The sequence below is a fragment of the Terriglobus saanensis SP1PR4 genome (assembly GCF_000179915.2).
GTDB lineage: Bacteria > Acidobacteriota > Terriglobia > Terriglobales > Acidobacteriaceae > Terriglobus > Terriglobus saanensis.
Window position 1 is genome coordinate 2933044 of record NC_014963.1, and the last position, 19233, is coordinate 2952276.

8 protein-coding genes are annotated in these 19233 nt (G+C 56.3%); 4 read left to right on the forward strand and 4 right to left on the reverse strand.

Going from position 1 to position 19233, the window contains the following annotated elements; translation table 11 throughout:
- Positions 1–32: 32 nt before the first annotated feature.
- The 3 genes from ACIPR4_RS12020 to ACIPR4_RS12030 are packed head-to-tail and all read right to left on the reverse strand — an operon-like array spanning position 33 to position 4074.
- Entirely contained in the window at positions 33–974 is a 942-nt protein-coding gene (locus tag ACIPR4_RS12020; RefSeq protein WP_013568933.1) for an alpha/beta hydrolase, read from the reverse strand.
- Positions 975–1003: 29 nt separating this feature from the next.
- Complete coding sequence (locus tag ACIPR4_RS12025) at positions 1004–2638, reverse strand: DUF5597 domain-containing protein (RefSeq protein ID WP_013568934.1); 1635 nt, start codon at positions 2636–2638, stop codon at positions 1004–1006.
- A 53-nt stretch (positions 2639–2691) separates the two neighbouring features.
- Entirely contained in the window at positions 2692–4074 is a 1383-nt protein-coding gene (locus ACIPR4_RS12030) for a hypothetical protein (RefSeq protein WP_013568935.1), read from the reverse strand.
- Between the two features lie 213 nt (positions 4075–4287).
- Here ACIPR4_RS12030 and ACIPR4_RS12035 point away from each other — a divergent pair, with 213 nt between their 5' ends.
- A complete protein-coding gene (locus ACIPR4_RS12035; RefSeq protein WP_013568936.1) occupies positions 4288–6666 on the forward strand; it encodes a glycoside hydrolase family 31 protein in 2379 nt (792 codons plus the stop codon).
- Positions 6667–6833: 167 nt separating this feature from the next.
- Positions 6834–10457: an outer membrane beta-barrel protein gene (locus tag ACIPR4_RS12040; RefSeq protein ID WP_013568937.1), complete on the forward strand. Its 3624-nt coding sequence runs from the start codon at positions 6834–6836 to the stop codon at positions 10455–10457.
- A gap of 67 nt (positions 10458–10524) precedes the next feature.
- Here the strand turns inward: ACIPR4_RS12040 and ACIPR4_RS12045 are convergent, their stop codons facing one another.
- On the reverse strand, positions 10525–11286 hold the full coding sequence (locus tag ACIPR4_RS12045) for a bestrophin-like domain (RefSeq protein ID WP_013568938.1): 762 nt from the start codon (positions 11284–11286) through the stop codon (positions 10525–10527).
- A gap of 200 nt (positions 11287–11486) precedes the next feature.
- Between ACIPR4_RS12045 and ACIPR4_RS12050 the strand changes: the two genes are divergently transcribed.
- Complete coding sequence (locus tag ACIPR4_RS12050) at positions 11487–12872, forward strand: O-antigen ligase family protein (RefSeq protein ID WP_013568939.1); 1386 nt, start codon at positions 11487–11489, stop codon at positions 12870–12872.
- Between the two features lie 296 nt (positions 12873–13168).
- A complete protein-coding gene (locus ACIPR4_RS21665) occupies positions 13169–19180 on the forward strand; it encodes an Ig-like domain-containing protein (protein ID WP_013568940.1) in 6012 nt (2003 codons plus the stop codon).
- Positions 19181–19233: the final 53 nt, after the last annotated feature.

The window sequence follows — 19233 nt, forward strand, 5'->3', positions numbered from 1 at the left end:
CCGTGATCTCCCTGTGCAGGCGCCGGCTCAGGTTATCTTGCCAGAGTCTGGATGGGTTCGCGTCTCCGGATGCCTTCGCCGACCGGCCCTGTGTGGCCGAGCTTTCCGTTGAGCCAGAGTGTCATCTGTGACTCCCAATCTGGCACGTCGGGAACTTTGTACCAACCGCCGGTTGCATGCATGCCGTTCGGAATACGAATAATCTGACTGCTGACGCCCTCTTTTTTCAGGGCTGCGTCCAGATTGGTGGCTTCGGAGTAAGGAATGTACTCATCCTTATCTCCGAGGATCTGAAGGAACGGCGGAGCATTCTTCGAAACATACGTAATGGGCGACGCTTCTTTGAGAGCCGTTTCTTCGCCCTTCGCCTGAATAAGAAGATCAAGTAGGGCATGAGTGTTTGGGTTAAGGGGCACGGTAGCGAAGCTGCTCTGCGCAAAGAGAGTGACGACCGCCTGCACCTTGGCACTCTCGCGATCAACAGGATCCAGCGCGGAAGAATTCCCCGGTGCGTTGAGCAGACCAACCATGTTGCTGAGGAACCCTCCGGCAGAACCTCCAACAAGAGCGATTTTGCCGGGATCTGCATCCCAACGCTTCGCGTTGTGACGAATATAGCGGACGGCCCGCTCGACATCTTCCACCATATCGGGATAGGGATACTTCGGTGCCAGCCGATAGTTTATGGAGAAGACAACGTAGCCTGCAGGCGCCAGAAAGTCCGCGCAGTACGCCTCGCTGCCGTTTTTACTAGTGCCCCCAACGTAGCCTCCGCCATGAATGATGATGGCAATCGGATGCGGTCCTGCTCCCTTTGGAGCGTAATAATCCATCGTGAGAACCTGTCCTCCAGCGGCGCCATAGGGGATATCGTCTTCCGTTGGAGTTCGCTTTTCCTCGGCGATCGCATAAGAGGCAGCGAGAAGAAGGAGCACTCCAAAGTGGATGAACGAAAAATGACGTGAAGCCTTCATGATGCAGCTCCTTGCTCTGAAAATTGTTTTTAGTAAGCGGCCAGACGAACACGAAGCAGCTGCGGAACGTCGGTAAAGTTTAGACCATAGTCGGTCTGATCGCCGTTCCAAAGACGTGTTCGCTGCCACTCGCCGTGAACATAGGAGCCCTCTTCGACTGTGATCCACATGCGCTGTTTTGCAGCTGCGTTTGTGAGCGCAGAAAAATCGATGCGGCAATGTGCCCCAGTCACCAGAAACTCATCCGGACCAAGTTCCACCAGCAGCGCCTCACCCTGCAGCTTTGGATTGCCTGGAGCCGGTTTATCCGACCAGAAGGTTGGCAAGCCAAAGGACACCGTCGCCTTCCAGTGAGGAACCACACTCTTGAGAGTAGAGAACAGAACATCCTCCGCATGCTTCTCAGGCGCCTCCGCGACCCCGCGTACCTGGTCGTTGCGTATCCACGCGGCGAGTTCCCTCGTGATGGACGCGACCGCAGTGTAATTAAGAACATAGGGCTGGAGTGCTTCGTCGTCAATGCGTGCCGCGCCCAGCGGATAGTTAACGTAGCCCGTCGCGTCCATACCGAAGGGCGACCAGCCGAACGCACCCTTGCCCAGTGCCGCGAAAAAGTAATGCGCATATACGGCGCTGTTCCCTGTTTCCGGAATAAAGAAGGCGTTCCAGGGCAGAGCATACTGCTGCAGCACTGCCATGTACTTGTCATACTCGGGCAGATAGATGTCTGGTGCAAGACCGTCCAAAGCCGGCGCAACGGCATGCCAGAGAGGCAGAACATCGAAAGTCGGACCGCCACTTTCAAAAGAAAGCGGACCTCCCGGATGGATCGGGTCGCGCAGCGCTGCATTTACATACATCGGCAAAGGGTAGATAGCCTTACCAGCCATAGCGATCTGCTGAATGTGCCGCGCGATGGCCCAGGCGGAGAAGAACTCATCCGCATCCGTGCCAAAGACTTCACTCCAATTGCCGTGAGCCTGCGCCTTCCCCATCGCTTCAAGGACGTTGCGTGGAACAGGTTGCGAAAAGATGCGGTTCGCAGCGGGCGAATGGTCTCGCATGGCTCCCCATAGGCCTGCTTCGTTTTCAACCTGCACCATCAGCACGGTGTGCTCTGTGTCCGAGGTCTTCAGGTGCTGCATTAAAGCGATGAAGGCCTTGCGGTCGGACGTCAGGGTCGCCTCGGCAAAGGGCGAGAGGGAAAAGAGAGCCGTGCCATCCTCTTTGCGTGCCAGAGGAAACCGCGTTCCATCGCGCTTGACCCACTCCGGCGTATAGCCGGGGCTGCCGTTCTTCCAAGTACCGAACCAGAGCAGGACAAGATGTTTTTGGTGAATGCGCGCCTGCGTCAGCAGCATATCGACCGGCGCAAAGTCGAAGGTTCCCTCTTTCGGCTCGAAGGTTTCCCAGTAGATAGGTGCCTCCACTGTGTTAACGCCGAGTTTGTCCATCGTGGACCAGACCGCTGGCATCGTCGCAGGCCAGGCGGAAGAGTTGTTCATCTGCGCGCCGAGCATGAGGAAAGGCGCGCCATCCACGATGAGCGCCGGATGAGCACCGCTGCGGTCGATGCGAGGTAGGCTATCCGAAGCTCCGGTTTGGGCTGGCGACGAAAGAGAAAAGAAAAGCGCGAGCGCTGGAAGCACAAAACAAAATTTCAAGAGGTTGGCCTGTTCGCAAACGTTCCTGGCAGACCAGCGGATCGTGCGCCAGCCTACCAGGTATGTGTAGCGATGATAGACGTGGAGACCGGCTTGAAGTCGATGATCTTAATGCGAAGTACGATCTGGAAGTTATGCCGTTGCCAGTCCTTGCCCAGATTGGCCCCCAGTTGCTGCAGACTTTCCGGCTTGCAGACAAAATTGGTCGCTGCCAGAGTTCCGTATTGGCCCATACCGGCTACGCTCACCAGAGGTTCATCCTCTTCATGACGCAGAACCCGCGTCACGATAGCGTAGTCTTCGGTATCGTGCGAGTCGCTGGAGGCGTGCAGCACCCACGCCTTTCCCGGCTGATTTCGATCCTCGATCCGGTTACGCGAGGCCAGCACAAAGCGGAAGTTGCGTGTTAACTCACGGGTCATCGGATTGTTGAAGCCACCGATCAGGACCGTGGGATTATTGCGCACCTCGGCGAAGGAGATGTCGTTGGGAAAGCGTTCCTGAAAGGTCTTGGTGAAGTGCGCAAGCATGGACACGGTCTCAGCCACCGAGGCGACATCCCCAAGTGCGACGAAGCTGTCACCAGCGGGATAGAGGCCGGTAGAGGCGAAGCTTTGTCCCGGATCAAACTTCGGGAAAAACTCCATCCCTGAATTTTCAATGTGATTCTGCCTGCTGTACTCGTCCGCCTTGTCGTCGGAGACGCGATAGACGGCATTGCTTCCGATGGAGATCAACACCGGTTTGGAGCTGTCCAACACCGGAGTCCAGAAGGTACGCAACATGCGGTCAGCGCGACCGCGATACCAGTTGACTCCGGTGAATGTGCCTGCGATCAGCAGCACAAGGACAACAATCCACGGCCAACGGCTTCCTCCCCGAAAGGAAGGATCCGGGGAAGCCGCAGGAATCAAGGGCAGAGGAAGAACAGGAGCACCGGTCAACGGTTCGGAGATCTCCAACGACGCTTGTCCGACTTCTGTCGATGACTCCGGTGAAGGAACCACAGCAGGGTCCTCGAGCGAAACGAAATGCGGATGCGATTCCACCCCGGCATCCTCTGTCTTCCAGGTGAAGACTGCTCGATACGACCCTGACGGTACATCGATGCGCACCTCCGGCACCGTGTGGATCGACTGATAGTAGAGGGCAAGCCGCTTCCGAAGATCTGCAGCGCGGATGCGCACCACCGGATCTTCGCCGGGCTCATAGTCCGGCTTGCGACCGAAGACTTCTTTGCCGATCACACGCTCACGCAACAGCGCATCTTCTCCGGTCAGGGTGTGGTTGACGATGTATTGCAACAAATGCTGACACTGCAGGGTCGTCCGCAGCGGAGGACTAGCCATGAGTTCATGGAGTGCCGCATGGACGCGCTTTCGATCACCCGCAGAGAAAACATGAATCTCTTCGCCGTGAATATCGCCCGCGTTCATGAGATCTCTAGCCACAACAAGGTATGTTACCCCTCGGATAAAGCGCGGTCAATCAAGTAAATCAGCCACTTAGGAGGGGTTCTCCCGGTTGACCACTGTAACGCACCTTGTAAGTCGTTTCATACGACGCGTCTAGTGCGTAAGTCCTGGGAACAACCTTGCAATAGGTAGCGAAGACCAGCACAGGACAGGAAAGAAACAGTGGAGGCAGGCTTGCGAGTTCGAAAGATTGCATGCGGAGCGGTTCGGGACGCATTGGTTGGTTTTGGCTTTCTGGCGCTTTGCGCCTCAATCCCTGCTCAGCAGGTACTTCAACGGGACGTAGCGACAGTTTCCGTGGAGCCCTATGCTCCGAACATCGTTCGCGTCAGCCTAAGCCTTCGGCACGACGATGCTGTGGCCGCGCCCGGATTTGGAATTCGGGCGAAGGCATCCGAGGCTGACTGGAGCAAGAGTTCCGGTCCGGACGGAGACGGGATGCATTCCTCCGTACTGAGCGTCCGTGTTGCACCTCAAGGTCCGAAACACCCTCCTACGGGAACTCAAGGGGACATTGCCCGCTTCTTTAATGGAACCGTACCGTGGGTAGGTCTTAAGATCGCGACTGCCGACGGGAAGTCGCTGGTGGATCTACAGAACTGGAGTATGGCGGAGCCTAACTATAAGGATGGCACTGCAGCCCTGAACTACGATCGCCGCCCGACCGATCCCCCGTTCTACACGGTGAGCGCCAGTTTCTCCGCTGCCAACGACGAGCACGACTACGGCATGGGGCAGAACCAGGAAGGCGAACTCGACCACCGCGGCCATGTACTGCACTGCGCACACGACTATAACGCTCCCAGCGGACAGAGCGTCTGTGTTCCGTTTCTGGTGACCAATAAAGGATATGGCTTGATTTGGGACAATCCGTCGAGGACGACGGCTTCCTTCGGCTTCAATGGGGAGAATACCTTCTCCAGCGAAGTCGGACAGCGGGTCAGCTTTTTCGTGATCGCGGGCGACTACGACGCAATCTATCGCGGCTATCGCCTGCTGACCGGCGATACCCCTATTCCTCCGAAGTCCGCCTTCGGTTACATCCAGAGCAAGCAGCGCTACACCTCGCAGGCCGAGCTGCTGGGAGTGGCGCATGGCTATCGCGAACGGCATCTGCCCATCGACGATCTAGTCATCGACTGGTTCCACTACACCAAGATGGGACAGATGGACATGGATCCGGCGAAGTGGCCGGACCCGACAGGCATGAATCGCGAACTGCATGATCTGCACTTCCACACCATGATCAGCGTATGGCCGCGCTTTGTTCCGGATAGCCGCTACTACCCCACAGTCTTAAAGAACGGCTGGTTTATGCATCTTGCTGATGGCACCCCCACCAACGGGCTACCGTATGACCGGGCGGGCGCCGATATCGACACCACGAACCCCGAAGCGGCCAAGTGGTACTGGAATGTAGTGAAGGAAAATTATGTGACGAAGGGCTTTGACGCCTTCTGGGCCGACGAGACCGAACCCGATCTCCCTCCCAACGGCAGCTACTTTCACATAGGCCCCGGCACGCAGTTCTACAACGTCTATCCACTCTTCCATACGAGTGCGTTCTACGACGGAATGCGGCGCGATACGAAGCAGCGCGCGCTCCTCCTGGCGCGGGACAGTTATCTCGGCGCGCAGCACAACGGCGCCATCTTCTGGTCGAGCGATATCTCTCCCACCTGGGACGTGCTGAAGCGGCAGGTGCCGACGGGTTTGAATTTTGTCGCGAGCGGTATGCCCTACTGGTCCACCGATATCGGTGGATGGCAGTACCTGCCCGGCACGCACAAGCCTGTGCATCCGCCTCTTTTAGATCCAAGCGATGCGCGTGACAACGTCGGTGGCTACGACGACTATCCGGAACTCTATACACGTTGGTTTCAGTACGGTGCGTTTCAACCAAACTTCCGTTCGCACGGATCGCGTCCGCAGAACGAGGTATGGACCTATGGCAAGCAAGCCGAGCCGATTCTGGAGAAATACCTGCGGCTGCGCTACCAGTTGATGCCCTACATCTACTCGCTCGGCTACGAGGCCAATCAAACCGGTGCGCCCTTCATGCGCGGTCTGTTTCTGGACTTTGGAAACGATCCGCAGACAGCAACCATCGGCGACGAGTATATGTTCGGTCCTGCACTGCTTGTCGCCCCGGTGACCGAGCAGGGCGCGATCACGCGCAAGGTATACCTCCCGGCGGGCAACGATTGGTACAACTTCTGGACCGATGAACGGCTGCAGGGTGGTCAATGGATTACGGCCTCCGCGCCCATCGATATCATTCCGCTCTTCGTTCGTGCGGGTTCGATCCTGCCTCTCGGTTCGGTCGTGGAAAGCACACAGGACAAGCAGACCATCGCCAGGGTTCGCGTGTATCCCGGCGCAGAGGGCAGATTCACGCTCTACGACGACGACGGAACGACGTATGCCTATGAGCATGGCGCGTCCAGGCTAACGGAACTTCACTGGGACGATGCCGCGGGCAAGCTGACACAGAGCGGCGCAAAGGCCTGGAGCGGGCCGGATCAGAGCATCGTGGAGGTCGTCGGTCGATGATCCAGCACCTCAAATTTGGAGCGAAGACGGTCACGGGCTTCGGACCACTTCCACCCTAACCAGCAGTTTGTCCGAAACATTCTCAACCTACGACTTGGAGCTCCGGCGGTCTGATGACCAGAGCCAAAACCCAAAGATAAGCAGCACTTGATGAAGGAGGCAGTTTCATGAAACTCAGAAAAAGGTTTTCGCTCTTGCAGTACGTTCTTCCACTCCTGGCATGGCTTGTACTGGTGTGCGGAGTTTCCCCAAGGGTCTTCGCCCAGACGACCGCGAGCCTCTCCGGCAACGTACAGGACGCCAGCGGCGCTATCGTTCCAAATGCTCATGTCATTCTCACCAATGTTGCCAGCAAGGACAAGCGCGAGTTGGAAACGAATACCAGTGGGTATTTCACCTTCGCCGGTATCATTCCGGGAACGTATGTCGTCGATATTTCCGCGCCCGGCTTTCGCAGCCTGCGCCAAGCAGATGTCGTGGTGAACCCCGGCGACGTACGCAACCTGCCGAATCTTGCACTAGCTGTGGGTACCTCGAACGAGAGCGTAACGGTACAGAGCAGTGCGAGCGAGATTGCTCCAGAGGATTCGGGCGAACGCTCTGCCCTGCTGACCACGCAAGACATTGACCGTCTGCCCATCCAAAGCCGGAATATGTCTGAGCTATTGAAGATTCTTCCCGGTGTGACTACGACCGCGAGCGGCACGGGAAATGGTCCCGGCTTTGACTTCAGCGATACGGGATCTTCTGGCTCCGCAGTGGGCGTCGGACTCAATACCAACGGAGCACCTTACCGAGGCGGCACGGCCTATCTGCTGGATGGCGCGAGCATTATCGATCCGGGCTGCGCCTGCTATTCCATTGCAACAGTGAACCCGGATATGACGCAGGAGGTCAAAGTGCAGACCTCTAACTTCGGCGCTGATGCGCCACAGGGTCCTGTAGTGATCAACATCATCAGCCGCTCCGGCACCTCGGACTATCATGGACAAGCCTATTTCTATGCACGCAACGGCATTCTGAACGCGAACACCTGGCAGGATAAACACAGCACGACACCCACGGCTCGGCCTGAGGCTTCGTACTACTATCCGGGCGGCAGCATTGGCGGACCCATCCTCATTCCACATACCGGTTTCAATCGCAGCCGCAAGCTCATCTTCTGGGCCGGATTTGAATCATTCCGACAAAATCTTCCAGCATCGGCTCCTCTAACCTCTTACGTACCCACGGCCGCGATGCGCGCCGGTAACTTCAGCCTCGCCGATCCGGCCAATGCCGCTCTCTGTGCAAATAGCTCCAGCACCGGGAATGATTTCTGCCAGAATCTCTCTGGATTCGCTCCGGACGGAACGGCCCTCGCTGGTACGCAGATCCCTACGCAATATATGGATGCCGGAGCTCTCGCACTCCTCAAGCTCTTCCCTGCGGCCAACGTCGATCCAGCAACCAACGCTTCCGGCTACAACTACTTTCTTCAACCAAATAACACGCATAATGGTTACATCTACCGCGGTCGCGTGGACTACAACATCAACGACCGCAACAAGGTTTTCGTCAGCTACCAGTACGGCAGCGACTCTGAGACCACCGTTGCGCACATCTACTACAACCCAGGCAATGCCGTGGCTTATCCAGGCGGCCCTTTGATCAGCCCCGTCCACTCACACGTTTTGAGCGGCAGCTATATTCACGTCTTCTCATCTGCAGCGACGAACGAATTACGTATCTCTGCGGGCTGGCTGGACAATCCTTACTCTGCTGCAAATTTACAGGCGATTTCCAACGCCACTATCGGTTATCCGTATGGAACTGTTTACAGCACGGCCTCGCTATTAGCTCCTTCGATCAACTCGCCCGGAGCACGCACCTTGCCGGATATCTCTCAGCCGGATTTGTTCCAGCAGGGAGGCACGTTCAACTCAATCAAGAAGTCGCCATCTGTGTCTGATGACTTCACTTTCGTCTACAAGACCCATACGTTCAAGATGGGTGGATTCTGGAGCCGAGGTGCGAATAAGCAAGGAACCTACGGCTATACGAACGGCTCTCTTTCTTATGCCAGCGGTGTGAAGCAAGATCAGATCACCGGATTACAAATAGGTACGGCGAACCCTCTCGCTAACTTCCTGATGGGAATTACCAGTGGATTTTCTCAGAACAACACGAACCCCATCGATGACATGTACTACACCACGGCCGCTGGCTATATCCTGGATAACTGGAAGATCAAGCCGCGTCTGACCCTCAATCTCGGCCTGCGCCTGGAACATCTCGGTCGCTGGCAGGATGCTTCCGGCACCGGCCTGGCTGTCTGGGAACCGCAACGCTATGCTGCCGACGTGTCGGCTGGCAAGATTTATCCAGGCGTCTACTGGCATGCTACCGATAGCACCCTCCCCATCGGTGGGTCACCTGTCCAAACTATCTTTCTTGAGCCTCGCCTCGGTCTCGCCTATGACGTCCGCGGCAATGGATCGACCGTAGTACGCGGCGGCTGGTCAGCCTATCGCTGGAACGATCAGTACAACGACTATGCCGGCCCGTTGCAGACTGCACTCGGCGTCAAGACCTTCAATTCAAATAGCGGCCAAGCAATTACCCTCAAGGAGATCGGCGCACTCGGCGCGAACGCCGCTAGCCTTGGCGCACTTCCTTCGAGCGTCTATGCAACAGACCAGAACGACGATGAGGTTGGCGTCACCTACGCCTACAACATGACAGTTTCGCAACGTATTCCTCATGCGATGTTGCTGGAAGTCGCTTATGTGGGGAATCGGACACAAAACATTCTTCTCGGCGGTCAGAGCAATGGCTCCGGCGTGGGTGGGGCAAATCTCGTCAACCAGAACAAGATCCCGCTGGGCGGTCTCTTCAGGCCGGATCCGATTACAGGTGCGCCTGCCCCTGCTGATCCAGAAACCGCACCGGTCGACTACTATCCCTATTCCAAGGGGTACGGATCGAACGCAATCTCGGTGAACTCTCATCAAGGCTATGCCAACTACAACGGATTGCAGTTCAGCCTTATTCGGCAAAGAGGCCACGCCACCTTCAACGCGAACTACACCTACTCAAAATCATTGGGCATCGTAAGCAGCACACTCGATGCGTTCAACGTCGCCAATAACTATGGCGTTCTCAACATCGATCGCCCTCACGTCGTCAACACCTCGTATGCCTTTGACCTGGGATCGCCCATCCACGGCAATCGCTTCGCCGGTGGGGCCGTGAACGGCTGGACACTTTCGGGCACCACCACGTGGCAGGCAGGCGGAAATCTACAGGCCAACACAAGTCAGAATCTCGGTCTTACGATCAACTACAACACGACCGATAGTCAGGGCAAAGTCACAACAAAAACGATCGGGGCCGCTACCTATTACGGGACCACGGCGAACAGCGTTCTACCAATTCTTACCTGCGATCCAAAGGCAAACCTGAAGACGTATCAGCACGTCAATTTGGATTGCTTTTCTGCTCCGCAGATTGGTCAAGTGGGTATTCGGCAGGCTCCTTATCTCAGCACACCGTCGTTCTTCGATTCAGACCTTGGCATTTACAAGACCTTCCACATCAAGGAGAGCCAGGCGATCGAGCTTCGCGGAACGGCATTCAACTTTCTCAATCATCCGTTACCCGGCTTCAGCACGAGCGACCTGGTGACCTTAAAACTGGTGACAAACGATAAAACAAACTTCACCTCACAAGTTCCAAACGCAAACCGCGGCATCACGGACGCTAAATACACCCAACGTACCGTCCTTCTGGCCGTGAAATATAAGTTCTAAATGGCAGCAAAACAAGAAAAAGCGGTGGCCAATAGCCACCGCTTTTCTTGTTCGCATTGAAATCTTTTCAATGCCCACTGTTCATCGTCGCGAGGGCGGAGCGGAACGGTTGGTCGCGCACCGACACTCCTCCCTCGAATGGTCGATCAATGTCGGCGATGGCCGTCAGCGTAACCAGAATCATCAGAGTCAAGGTCAGAACATGGAAGTAGTGAACCACGGTCTTGTCGTTCCCGAGAAGGCACGAGGACAGGAGGACAATGATCGCTCCGGCAATGAGCACGGCCCAGAGTATGGCTGGCAGGTGACTTTCATACTGCTCTTGTCGTCGATACCTCTGGTGCTGCAGCTCCTGCACCGCAGAGCCGATGCGATCGGACGAAGCTTCCCGCACGGAAGCAAACTCCGAGGAGGGCAGGAACTTCCACATCTTCTCCAAAATAACTTCGCCCCCATCCGGTTGACGGTGCATGGTCATGGCGGGCCATTCCTCCTGGATCATCGCCACGGCATACTGGCGGGTCAGGTCCTGAATTGCCTCGCGCGGCGCATCGGGCAAGCTATCACCGGCATGAAAAATCTGTAAGACGGCGACAGCCTCGTCATTGACGTCCATGGATGCAGCTCGAAAGGCGGTCCACACATTCGAGAGCATAAATCCGAGGATGACCGCATACGTCGTGCCGAGAACGCCGAGCTGCCAGCCCATGACGTCGTTCAGCCCCTTGCGCTCGCCGGGTGACCACAACCGATTCAGCAACCATGAGAGAAGCAGGGCTACAAGAAGACCGAGCAGCACGACAGAGACACTCTGAAGATAAGAAAGCATGGTCTAAAAGGGGCTCCTGCCTGCAGATTTATCAGACCTCTGAGGATACTCACATCGCTGCATTGCCGCCTAATAGAATCCCCGGGAAGTCCTCAGCCGTCCTGGATTTGCCCCTCTGACCGCGCGCAATCAAGCACGCTCTATAATGAATTACACGGGTTTCAGCGCTTGATGAGGGAGACTTTTACCACCGACGCCCTATGCGCTTTTTCCTGACCCTCCTTTTTATCTTCACGGCCTTCATGAGTCCTCCAGTTGTCTTTGGACCTCTGGCCCCGTATCACATCGAAATCATCATCGCCGCGCTCGCGTTCTTCCTGTCGATTCCCGACCTGTTGAACTCCGGGCTGCTGTTCTCTCCCAAGGTCTGGGCCCTTGTCTTTCTTGGAGTTTCCGTTGTCCTCTCCATCGCCGCCAGTGGATGGATCGGTGGTGGATTGGAGGCGCTTTACAGTTTCCTGCCACTGCCATTCACCTTTCTGATGGCCGCCCTCAACATCAAGACCAAACGACATCTGCAGATCGTGGCGATCACCATGGTGCTGGGCTGCGCATACTTCATCGCACATGGCGCTTACGATCTCCGCAATGGCGTCGATCCTAGCCCATTTCTCTATGGAGCTTCGACGCTTCGGAGGCTGCGTGGCCTTGGCGTGGTGAACGATCCAAATGACTTTGGACAGGTCATGGTGGCTTTGATCCCCTGCATGTTCTTGTTCAAGACGAAAAATTTCGTCGCCAATCTCTTTCTCGTGGGGATACCGCTCTCCGTTCTGACCGTGGGGTTATACCTTACGCATTCCCGCGGCGCCGCAGTCGCCATCATGGTGATGATCGCCGTTGCGAGCAGGAGAAAGTTTGGCAATGTACCCGCCCTTCTCCTTGCGGGATGCATCTTCGCATCCTCTCTGGCACTGGGATGGTCCGGTGGTCGCGACGTCTCCATGGAAGCCGGAAGCGATCGTATGGCCGCATGGTCTATGGGCATTGAATTTATCAAATCTCACCCCTTCGTAGGGGTTGGATTTATGCAGTTTGCTGACTTCAATGATGGGCTCACGGCCCACAATACGATCGTCGTCTGCGCCGCTGAAATCGGCATACCGGGCTTTATCTTCTGGGTGATGTTTCTGCTTTCGACTCTTCGCGAGGGTGCCACCCTGGGGCATGTCTTCGCTCGTACCAAGGCTACTTCTACATTGGAAGCCTCTACGTCATCTTCGGAAGGAGGCATCGACAAGCGACCGGAGTCTCCGTTGGCGACCACGGAGCTCCCCGCTGGCTCCGCTCACTTTCTTGCTGGACCTGGCCTTTCGGAAGCGGATCTACGCCAGACGACACGACTTCTGGTTTACGCACTAATCGGTTTTCTTTCCGCTGGCTGGTTTCTCTCCAGAGCCATGTCCATGTGGCTCTTCCTGCTGACGGGAATGCTGACCGCGACGATCCAGATGGACCCCCACAGAACCTTCATGCCAACAAAACTGTCCTTGCTCTCTCTGCTCCGCTGGTCGACTGCCACAGCATTATGCCTCCTGCTTGTGGTGTATGGCCTTCTTCGGGTTCGGGGGCTAACAGGAGGCTAAATCAAGGTATTTACGCAACTCTGAACTTGCCACTCGAAAGTAAGTATCGCGCGTTGACTTTGCTTATCTGCAAGAGCGCCCCGTCCGGGTGAAGGCGCTTGCACCGAAGTGGGAGGTACATTTTGGGCTCCGTCCTCGAACATTGAGATCGTACCCACGTTTCATATCGGGGACAAGTATCTCTCTATCGGATACAGAATCGACCTCAGCCTATTATGTTAGAAAAAAGAGAACGTCAGCGCACTGCACCGGATCGTGTTTTCCTTTCGGTACAATCAAAGAAAACGGGAAAAGATATGGATGTTCGCAGAGGTTTAGTCGCTGTAAGCATTTTAGTGTTTTCTGCTTTGATGCTGATCTACTGCTCTTTTGGCAACAAGGTCGCCTCCGCTCAAGTAGTGTTGAAAGCAAACCTGCCCACGGGCACGGGCGCCAATGGATCCAACTACAACTATCAGGTCCTGCCAGGATCTCAGCGACAAATTAGCGTCAAGCTCACGGGTGGCACGGTCAATCTTGTGAACTGGTCTGTCAGCTCCAGCACAGGCGGCGCAACGGCCGTTCTGGACAGGGGTTCGAATGCAATCGGCGTGACGAACGTAACGATCGGTCCCACCGCTGGCTCTTGCACCGTGAGCGGAACGCTCGGCGCCTACAGCGTGAATTCTCCCGCAACGGTGACAGTCCAGGCGCAGTCCGTCGATGATCCTTCCCAGGTAGCCAGCTTTCTGTTCAAGGTCTGTGCACCTACGACAACCGTCAAGATCTCCCCTGGATACCAGCAGGCATACATCGGACAGCCCGTGGAGCTACAGAGTTTTGTAATCGGCAACACGAACGAAGCTGGCACCTGGACGATCACGTCGAATCCAAAAAACGCCGGTAAGATTCTGGACAACAACAAGCGGGATACTGTCTTTTCTGCCACCGCTGTGGGACGCTATGCTCTCACCTATACCAGCGCCGCAGATCCCACGAAAACATCGACGGCCTATGTCTACGTCGCAGGGCCGCAGCCATCCTACGGCCTCGTCACAGCGAACCTTACGATGGCGGTTCCGTGCGCTACTGACCCGGCCTTTACAGGAAAGACATATGACGTAGGACCGTCACAACCTTATAAAACCATCAATGCTGTTCCGTTTACGACATGGAGTCCTGGCTCGATCGTACGCATTCACAACGAAGATACAACCGGCCGCTCTCCTACTACCTACCACGAGACCGCTCGCATCGCTGGACAAGGGACAGCCTCACAGCCGCTCATGTTCTGCGGTGTGCCCGATGGAACGGGTCAACTCCCCGTCATGGACGGCGCCAACTCTACTTCCGCAGTCGGCAACACGGGAAGCCAGGAGTACGCGATCATTAATGTATGGGGACCGAATGGATATCACGCTACCTATACCGCAGGCTCGAATGGGCCGGATTACACGATCGTTTCCGGAATTCGCATTATCAATGGAAGAAACACTTATTCCTTTACACCGGCAGGAACCACAGGCACCCAGGCCTTCAACGATTTCTGCTCTGGCATCCGCGTAAAAAATGGGCAATTTGTCACACTGATTGGCAATGATATTCAGAACGACGGAAACGGCATTTTTATCCAGAACAACTCTGCTGGGGGATTCAGCCAGGTAACACTCTTCACCACCATTCGCGGAAACCGAATTCGAGACGCTGGAATCTCCGGTGGACCGGGAATCAATAACGCTGGCAGTCACGGAATTTACACCCAGGCGTACTATCCCGTGATTGAAGCAAATCGCATTGAAAGTCTGGTTCTAAACTCAGGCGGAGATCTGATCAAAGATCGCGGTCTCGAATCCATCCATCGTTACAACTATGCTGTAACAAGTGAGGGAGGCTACCTTGTCGGCATGGAATCTGCAACCGATGCCCAACCTTACAATGCGTTCGAGCCGTGGCTTGGTGGAACGGGAGAAACAACCTGCAGTAACGCGACCTACTGCGATTACGAAAACACCATCACTGCCGATCAAGTTGCTGCTTTTTCGGAAAGCCTCGAAAAGATTTACATGTATGGCAACATCTACTCCAGCCGAGCTAACCAGTTTCTCGCAAATTTCAAGCTATCTGACTCTGGCGGTGCCGAAGGTTACGTGTGGTCGAACCAGACGGAGATGGGCGACCATCTGGGAACCACTTATTTCTATCAGAACACCGTAGATAGTCCCCCCTATGCTGTCTTTGGCACGCTTTCAGGTGCGAATAACGGGAGCGATCCTGACCAGCAGCCCCTGAAGCCGACGGTCTTCGCCGCAAACAACATCTTCTATCTCCCGAAGACGGGTAGTGTCTCCATCTTCTCTCTCACGCGAAACGCGTCGATCGTCGGCAAGTGGCAGACGAACCTTTTCAACAAGGGCACTGTCGATAACACGCTTCCAATCAACGGAAAGCCCGCGACAAACCTGACCTCCGTCTTGGGATGGCAAAACTGGAATGACAACCTGCAATATCCAGGTGCTTTGCCTATCAATGGACACAACTCAGGCATTACACCTGCTGGAACCGGGAACTTTCTGGAAACGGATAAGCAGAATCACCAACCCTACAATCCAGTGACCTACGCTCCCGTTGCTGGCGCAGGAGCAACGGGTAAAGGAACACCCATCACGGATCCTTCAGCATCTCTCTTGCCAGTCCGCTTTCAGTACATCGTGGATACAGGGGCGTTGATTCCACGTACAACACTTACCACGATCGGCGCCGTCGATACCGGCAACCAGCCTTCGCTTACTTCTATCGCCGTGCGGCCAGATACAACAAGTTTCCTAAGCCAGACTGGAACCTGCAACTACGGGCCAGCTGCTTTCGATTATCCAGGAGCATGCCTGCCCAGCAGGATGGGGGCTTTCTACACGCCCATTCCTTTGCGAGTTCTAGGCACTTTTTCAGATGGCTCCACTGTTGATGTTTCGCCCCTGGTAGCTTTCTCCAATTCGAACCTTACGTTCTACGGCAACAGTGCATTCACCATGAACGATTTTGCACCGGTGAAAGGACTGATTTCAGCCTCTCTCAATAATTTCACAATCCAGATTCCCTATGCTTTTGATGGAGCCACTGCTCCCGCTGCACCGACAGCCACAATCACCTCTGTGGTGCTCGCTCCCAGCTCACTCACCCTGACCGCAGGCGGAAACGCTCAACTCACCGCTCGCGCACTCTATAATGATGGCTCTTCGGCGGCTTGCTCGGCCAGCTCGTGGACTTCCTCCCAACCTCGAATAGCCTCCGTCTCCAATGCGGGTGTAATCACCGCAATGGGACCGGGAACGGCGTCTGTGACGGCAGCTTGTGGCAGTATCGTAAGCTCCCCCGCAACACTAACCGTCAACGCGGCCCAGCGCACGATTACGTCCGTCAACATCGTCCCAGGCACCGTCGCGCTGACAGTCGGCGGCACATCCCAACTGGTGGCTATGGCAACCTATAGCGACAGCTCCGTGGCTTCATGCGCAGTTAGCTCCTGGACTTCTATCCAACCACTGATCGCCTCTGTCTCCGGTGGCGGTACTGTCGTTGCGATCGCCAAAGGAACGGCCTCCATCACGGCAGTCTGCGGCAACGTAGGGAGTACGCCCGCGATCGTCACGGTGAGTCCGCCCAAACCAACAATCACTTCGGTCCACCTCAAACCTGGCGCCCTGACACTGACCGTCGGTGGTACATCCGGCATGTCCGCAACAGCGACGTACAGTGACTCCTCGACGGCATCGTGCTCACCCAGTTCCTGGACCTCCTCCAAGCCGCTCATCGCCTCTGTATCCGGTGGTGGAGCTGTCACTGCGATCTCCAAGGGAACGGCCTTTGTCACCGCAGTCTGCAGCGATGTAAGCAGTGTGCCAGCGACTATAACGGTCAATCCGCCCGCACCAACCATTACTTCCGTCTCCATCACTCCCGGCTCTCTCGCACTGACCGTCGGCGGCACCTCACAGCTCACGACCACAGCCACCTACAGTGACGCCTCTGTAGCATCCTGCGCGCCCAGCTCCTGGACCTCCGCTAAGCCGCTCATCGCCTTTGTATCCGGTGGGGGCACTGTCGCGGCAATCGCTAAAGGAACAGCTTCCGTCACCGCAATCTGCAGCAATGTGAGCAGTGCACCTGCCATCATTACGGTTAGCCCGCCCAAACCAACGATTACTTTAGTCACCCTCACGCCCAGTGCTCTTGTGCTAACGGTGGGCGGTACATCGCAGCTCACGGCCACGGCAACCTACAGCGATGCTTCCATGGCGGCTTGCTCACCCAGCGCCTGGACTTCTCTACAACCACTCATTGCATCGGTTTCCGGCTCAGGTGCCCTTACTGCAATCGCCAAGGGAACGGCTTCCATCACCGCGGTCTGCGGCAACATAGGGAGCGTACCCGCCATCGTGACGGTCAGCCCTCCGAAACCAACCATTACTTCCGTCAACATCGCACCGGGCGCTCTCGCACTGACAGTCGGCGGCACATCCCAACTCCTAGCTACAGCAACTTATAGCGATGCCTCGACTGCATCGTGCTCACCCAGTTGGACCTCGGCACAACCTCTCATCGCGTCTGTGTCAAGTGGCGGTGCTGTCTCCGCGATTGCCAAGGGAACAGCTTCCATCATCGCGGTCTGCGGCAATATAAGCAGTTCACCCGCCATCATCACGGTCAGCCTGCCAAAGCCAACCATCACCTCGGTCAACATCACGCCAGGCGCTCTCGCATTGACCGTCAGTGGCACATCCCAACTGGTGGCCACAGCCACCTACAGTGACACTTCCGTAGCGGCATGCTCCCACGGCACCTGGACCTCCGCTCAGCCCCTTATCTCATCCGTATCTAGTGGTGGTACGGTCACTGCAATCGCTAAGGGAACGGCCTCCATCACTGCAGCCTGCGAGAACGTAAGCAGTGCGCCCGCCATCGTCACGGTCAGTCCGCCCACACCAACCATCACCTCGGTTAACATCACGCCGGGCTCTCTTGCACTGACAATCGGCGATGTCTCACAACTGGTGGCCACAGCAACCTACAGCGATGCCTCGACGTCGTCATGCTCTCATACCACTTGGACGTCCATCCAGCCCCTCATAGCATCTGTCTCCGGTGGAGGCGCTGTCACTGCAATCGCCAAAGGAACGGCTTCCGTCACGGCGGTCTGCAGCAACGTAAGTAGCGCGCCCGCCGTCATCACGGTCAGCCCGCCCAAACCAATCATCACCTCGGTCTCGATCACACCGTCTGCCCTCACCCTGACGGTTGGCGATACTTCCCAACTCGTGGCCACGGCAACGTATAGTGATGCCACCACATCCGCATGCACGACGACCTGGAGTTCGAGCATCCCCTCCAAAGCCTCCGTTTCCGGTTCTGGTCTCATCACCGCAATTGCAAAGGGGACAACCGTTGTGTCGGTGACCTGCAATAACATAGCCAGCGCGCCCGTTGCGGTGACGGTCAGCGCAACAAAGCCAACCGTCGCCTCGGTCATGGTCACGCCAGGCTCTCTGGCACTAACGGTCGGTGATACCTCCGCGCTCATGGCCACGGAAACTTTTAGCGACTCCACCACGGCCACCTGCACAGCGACGTCGTGGAACTCAAGCACGCCGCTCATGGCCTCTATATCCACCTCCGGCTTGGTTACCGCAATCGCGAAAGGAACTGCTGTCGTAACGGCAGTCTGCGATAGCGTCGCCAGCCCACCCGTAGCGGTAACGGTCAGCCCGGCAAAGGCGACGATCACTGCCGTCCGCCTCACACCGAGTTCGGTAACTCTGAATATCGGAGCGGTTGCCCAGTTGACCGCGACGGCTACCTATAGCGACGGATCGACTGCCGTCTGCAGCACACCTACGTGGAACTCCACCGCCCCACTTCTCGCTTCCGTCTCCAGCTCTGGCTTAGTCGCAGCGATCAGTGCTGGAACGATCACCGTCTCCGCAGTCTGCGGCGGCATCACGAGTTCACCAGCCGCTCTCATCGTAAGCAGCGCAGCCCCCACAGTGACTTCCATCACGATTACGCCAGCAACGACGATGATGGAACTTGGGACGGACCTTCCTCTTGTAGCCACTGCGATCTATTCGGATACAACGACCAAGGTGTGCACTACAGTGACATGGCTGAGCAGCTCACCCGACATCGCCACAGTCTCCAATATTGGTCTGGTAAGCGCAGTTGCAGTGGGCAACACGAATCTCACCGCCACATGCCAGGGACTGACCAGTCCACCAAGCAACATTCAGGTCCAGGTCGTTCCCATCACACACTGGAACATACACCCGGCTCTCTAGCTCTCGACCACGGGTGTGTTGCTCGGCTCTGACGATGCGAGCAACACACCTGG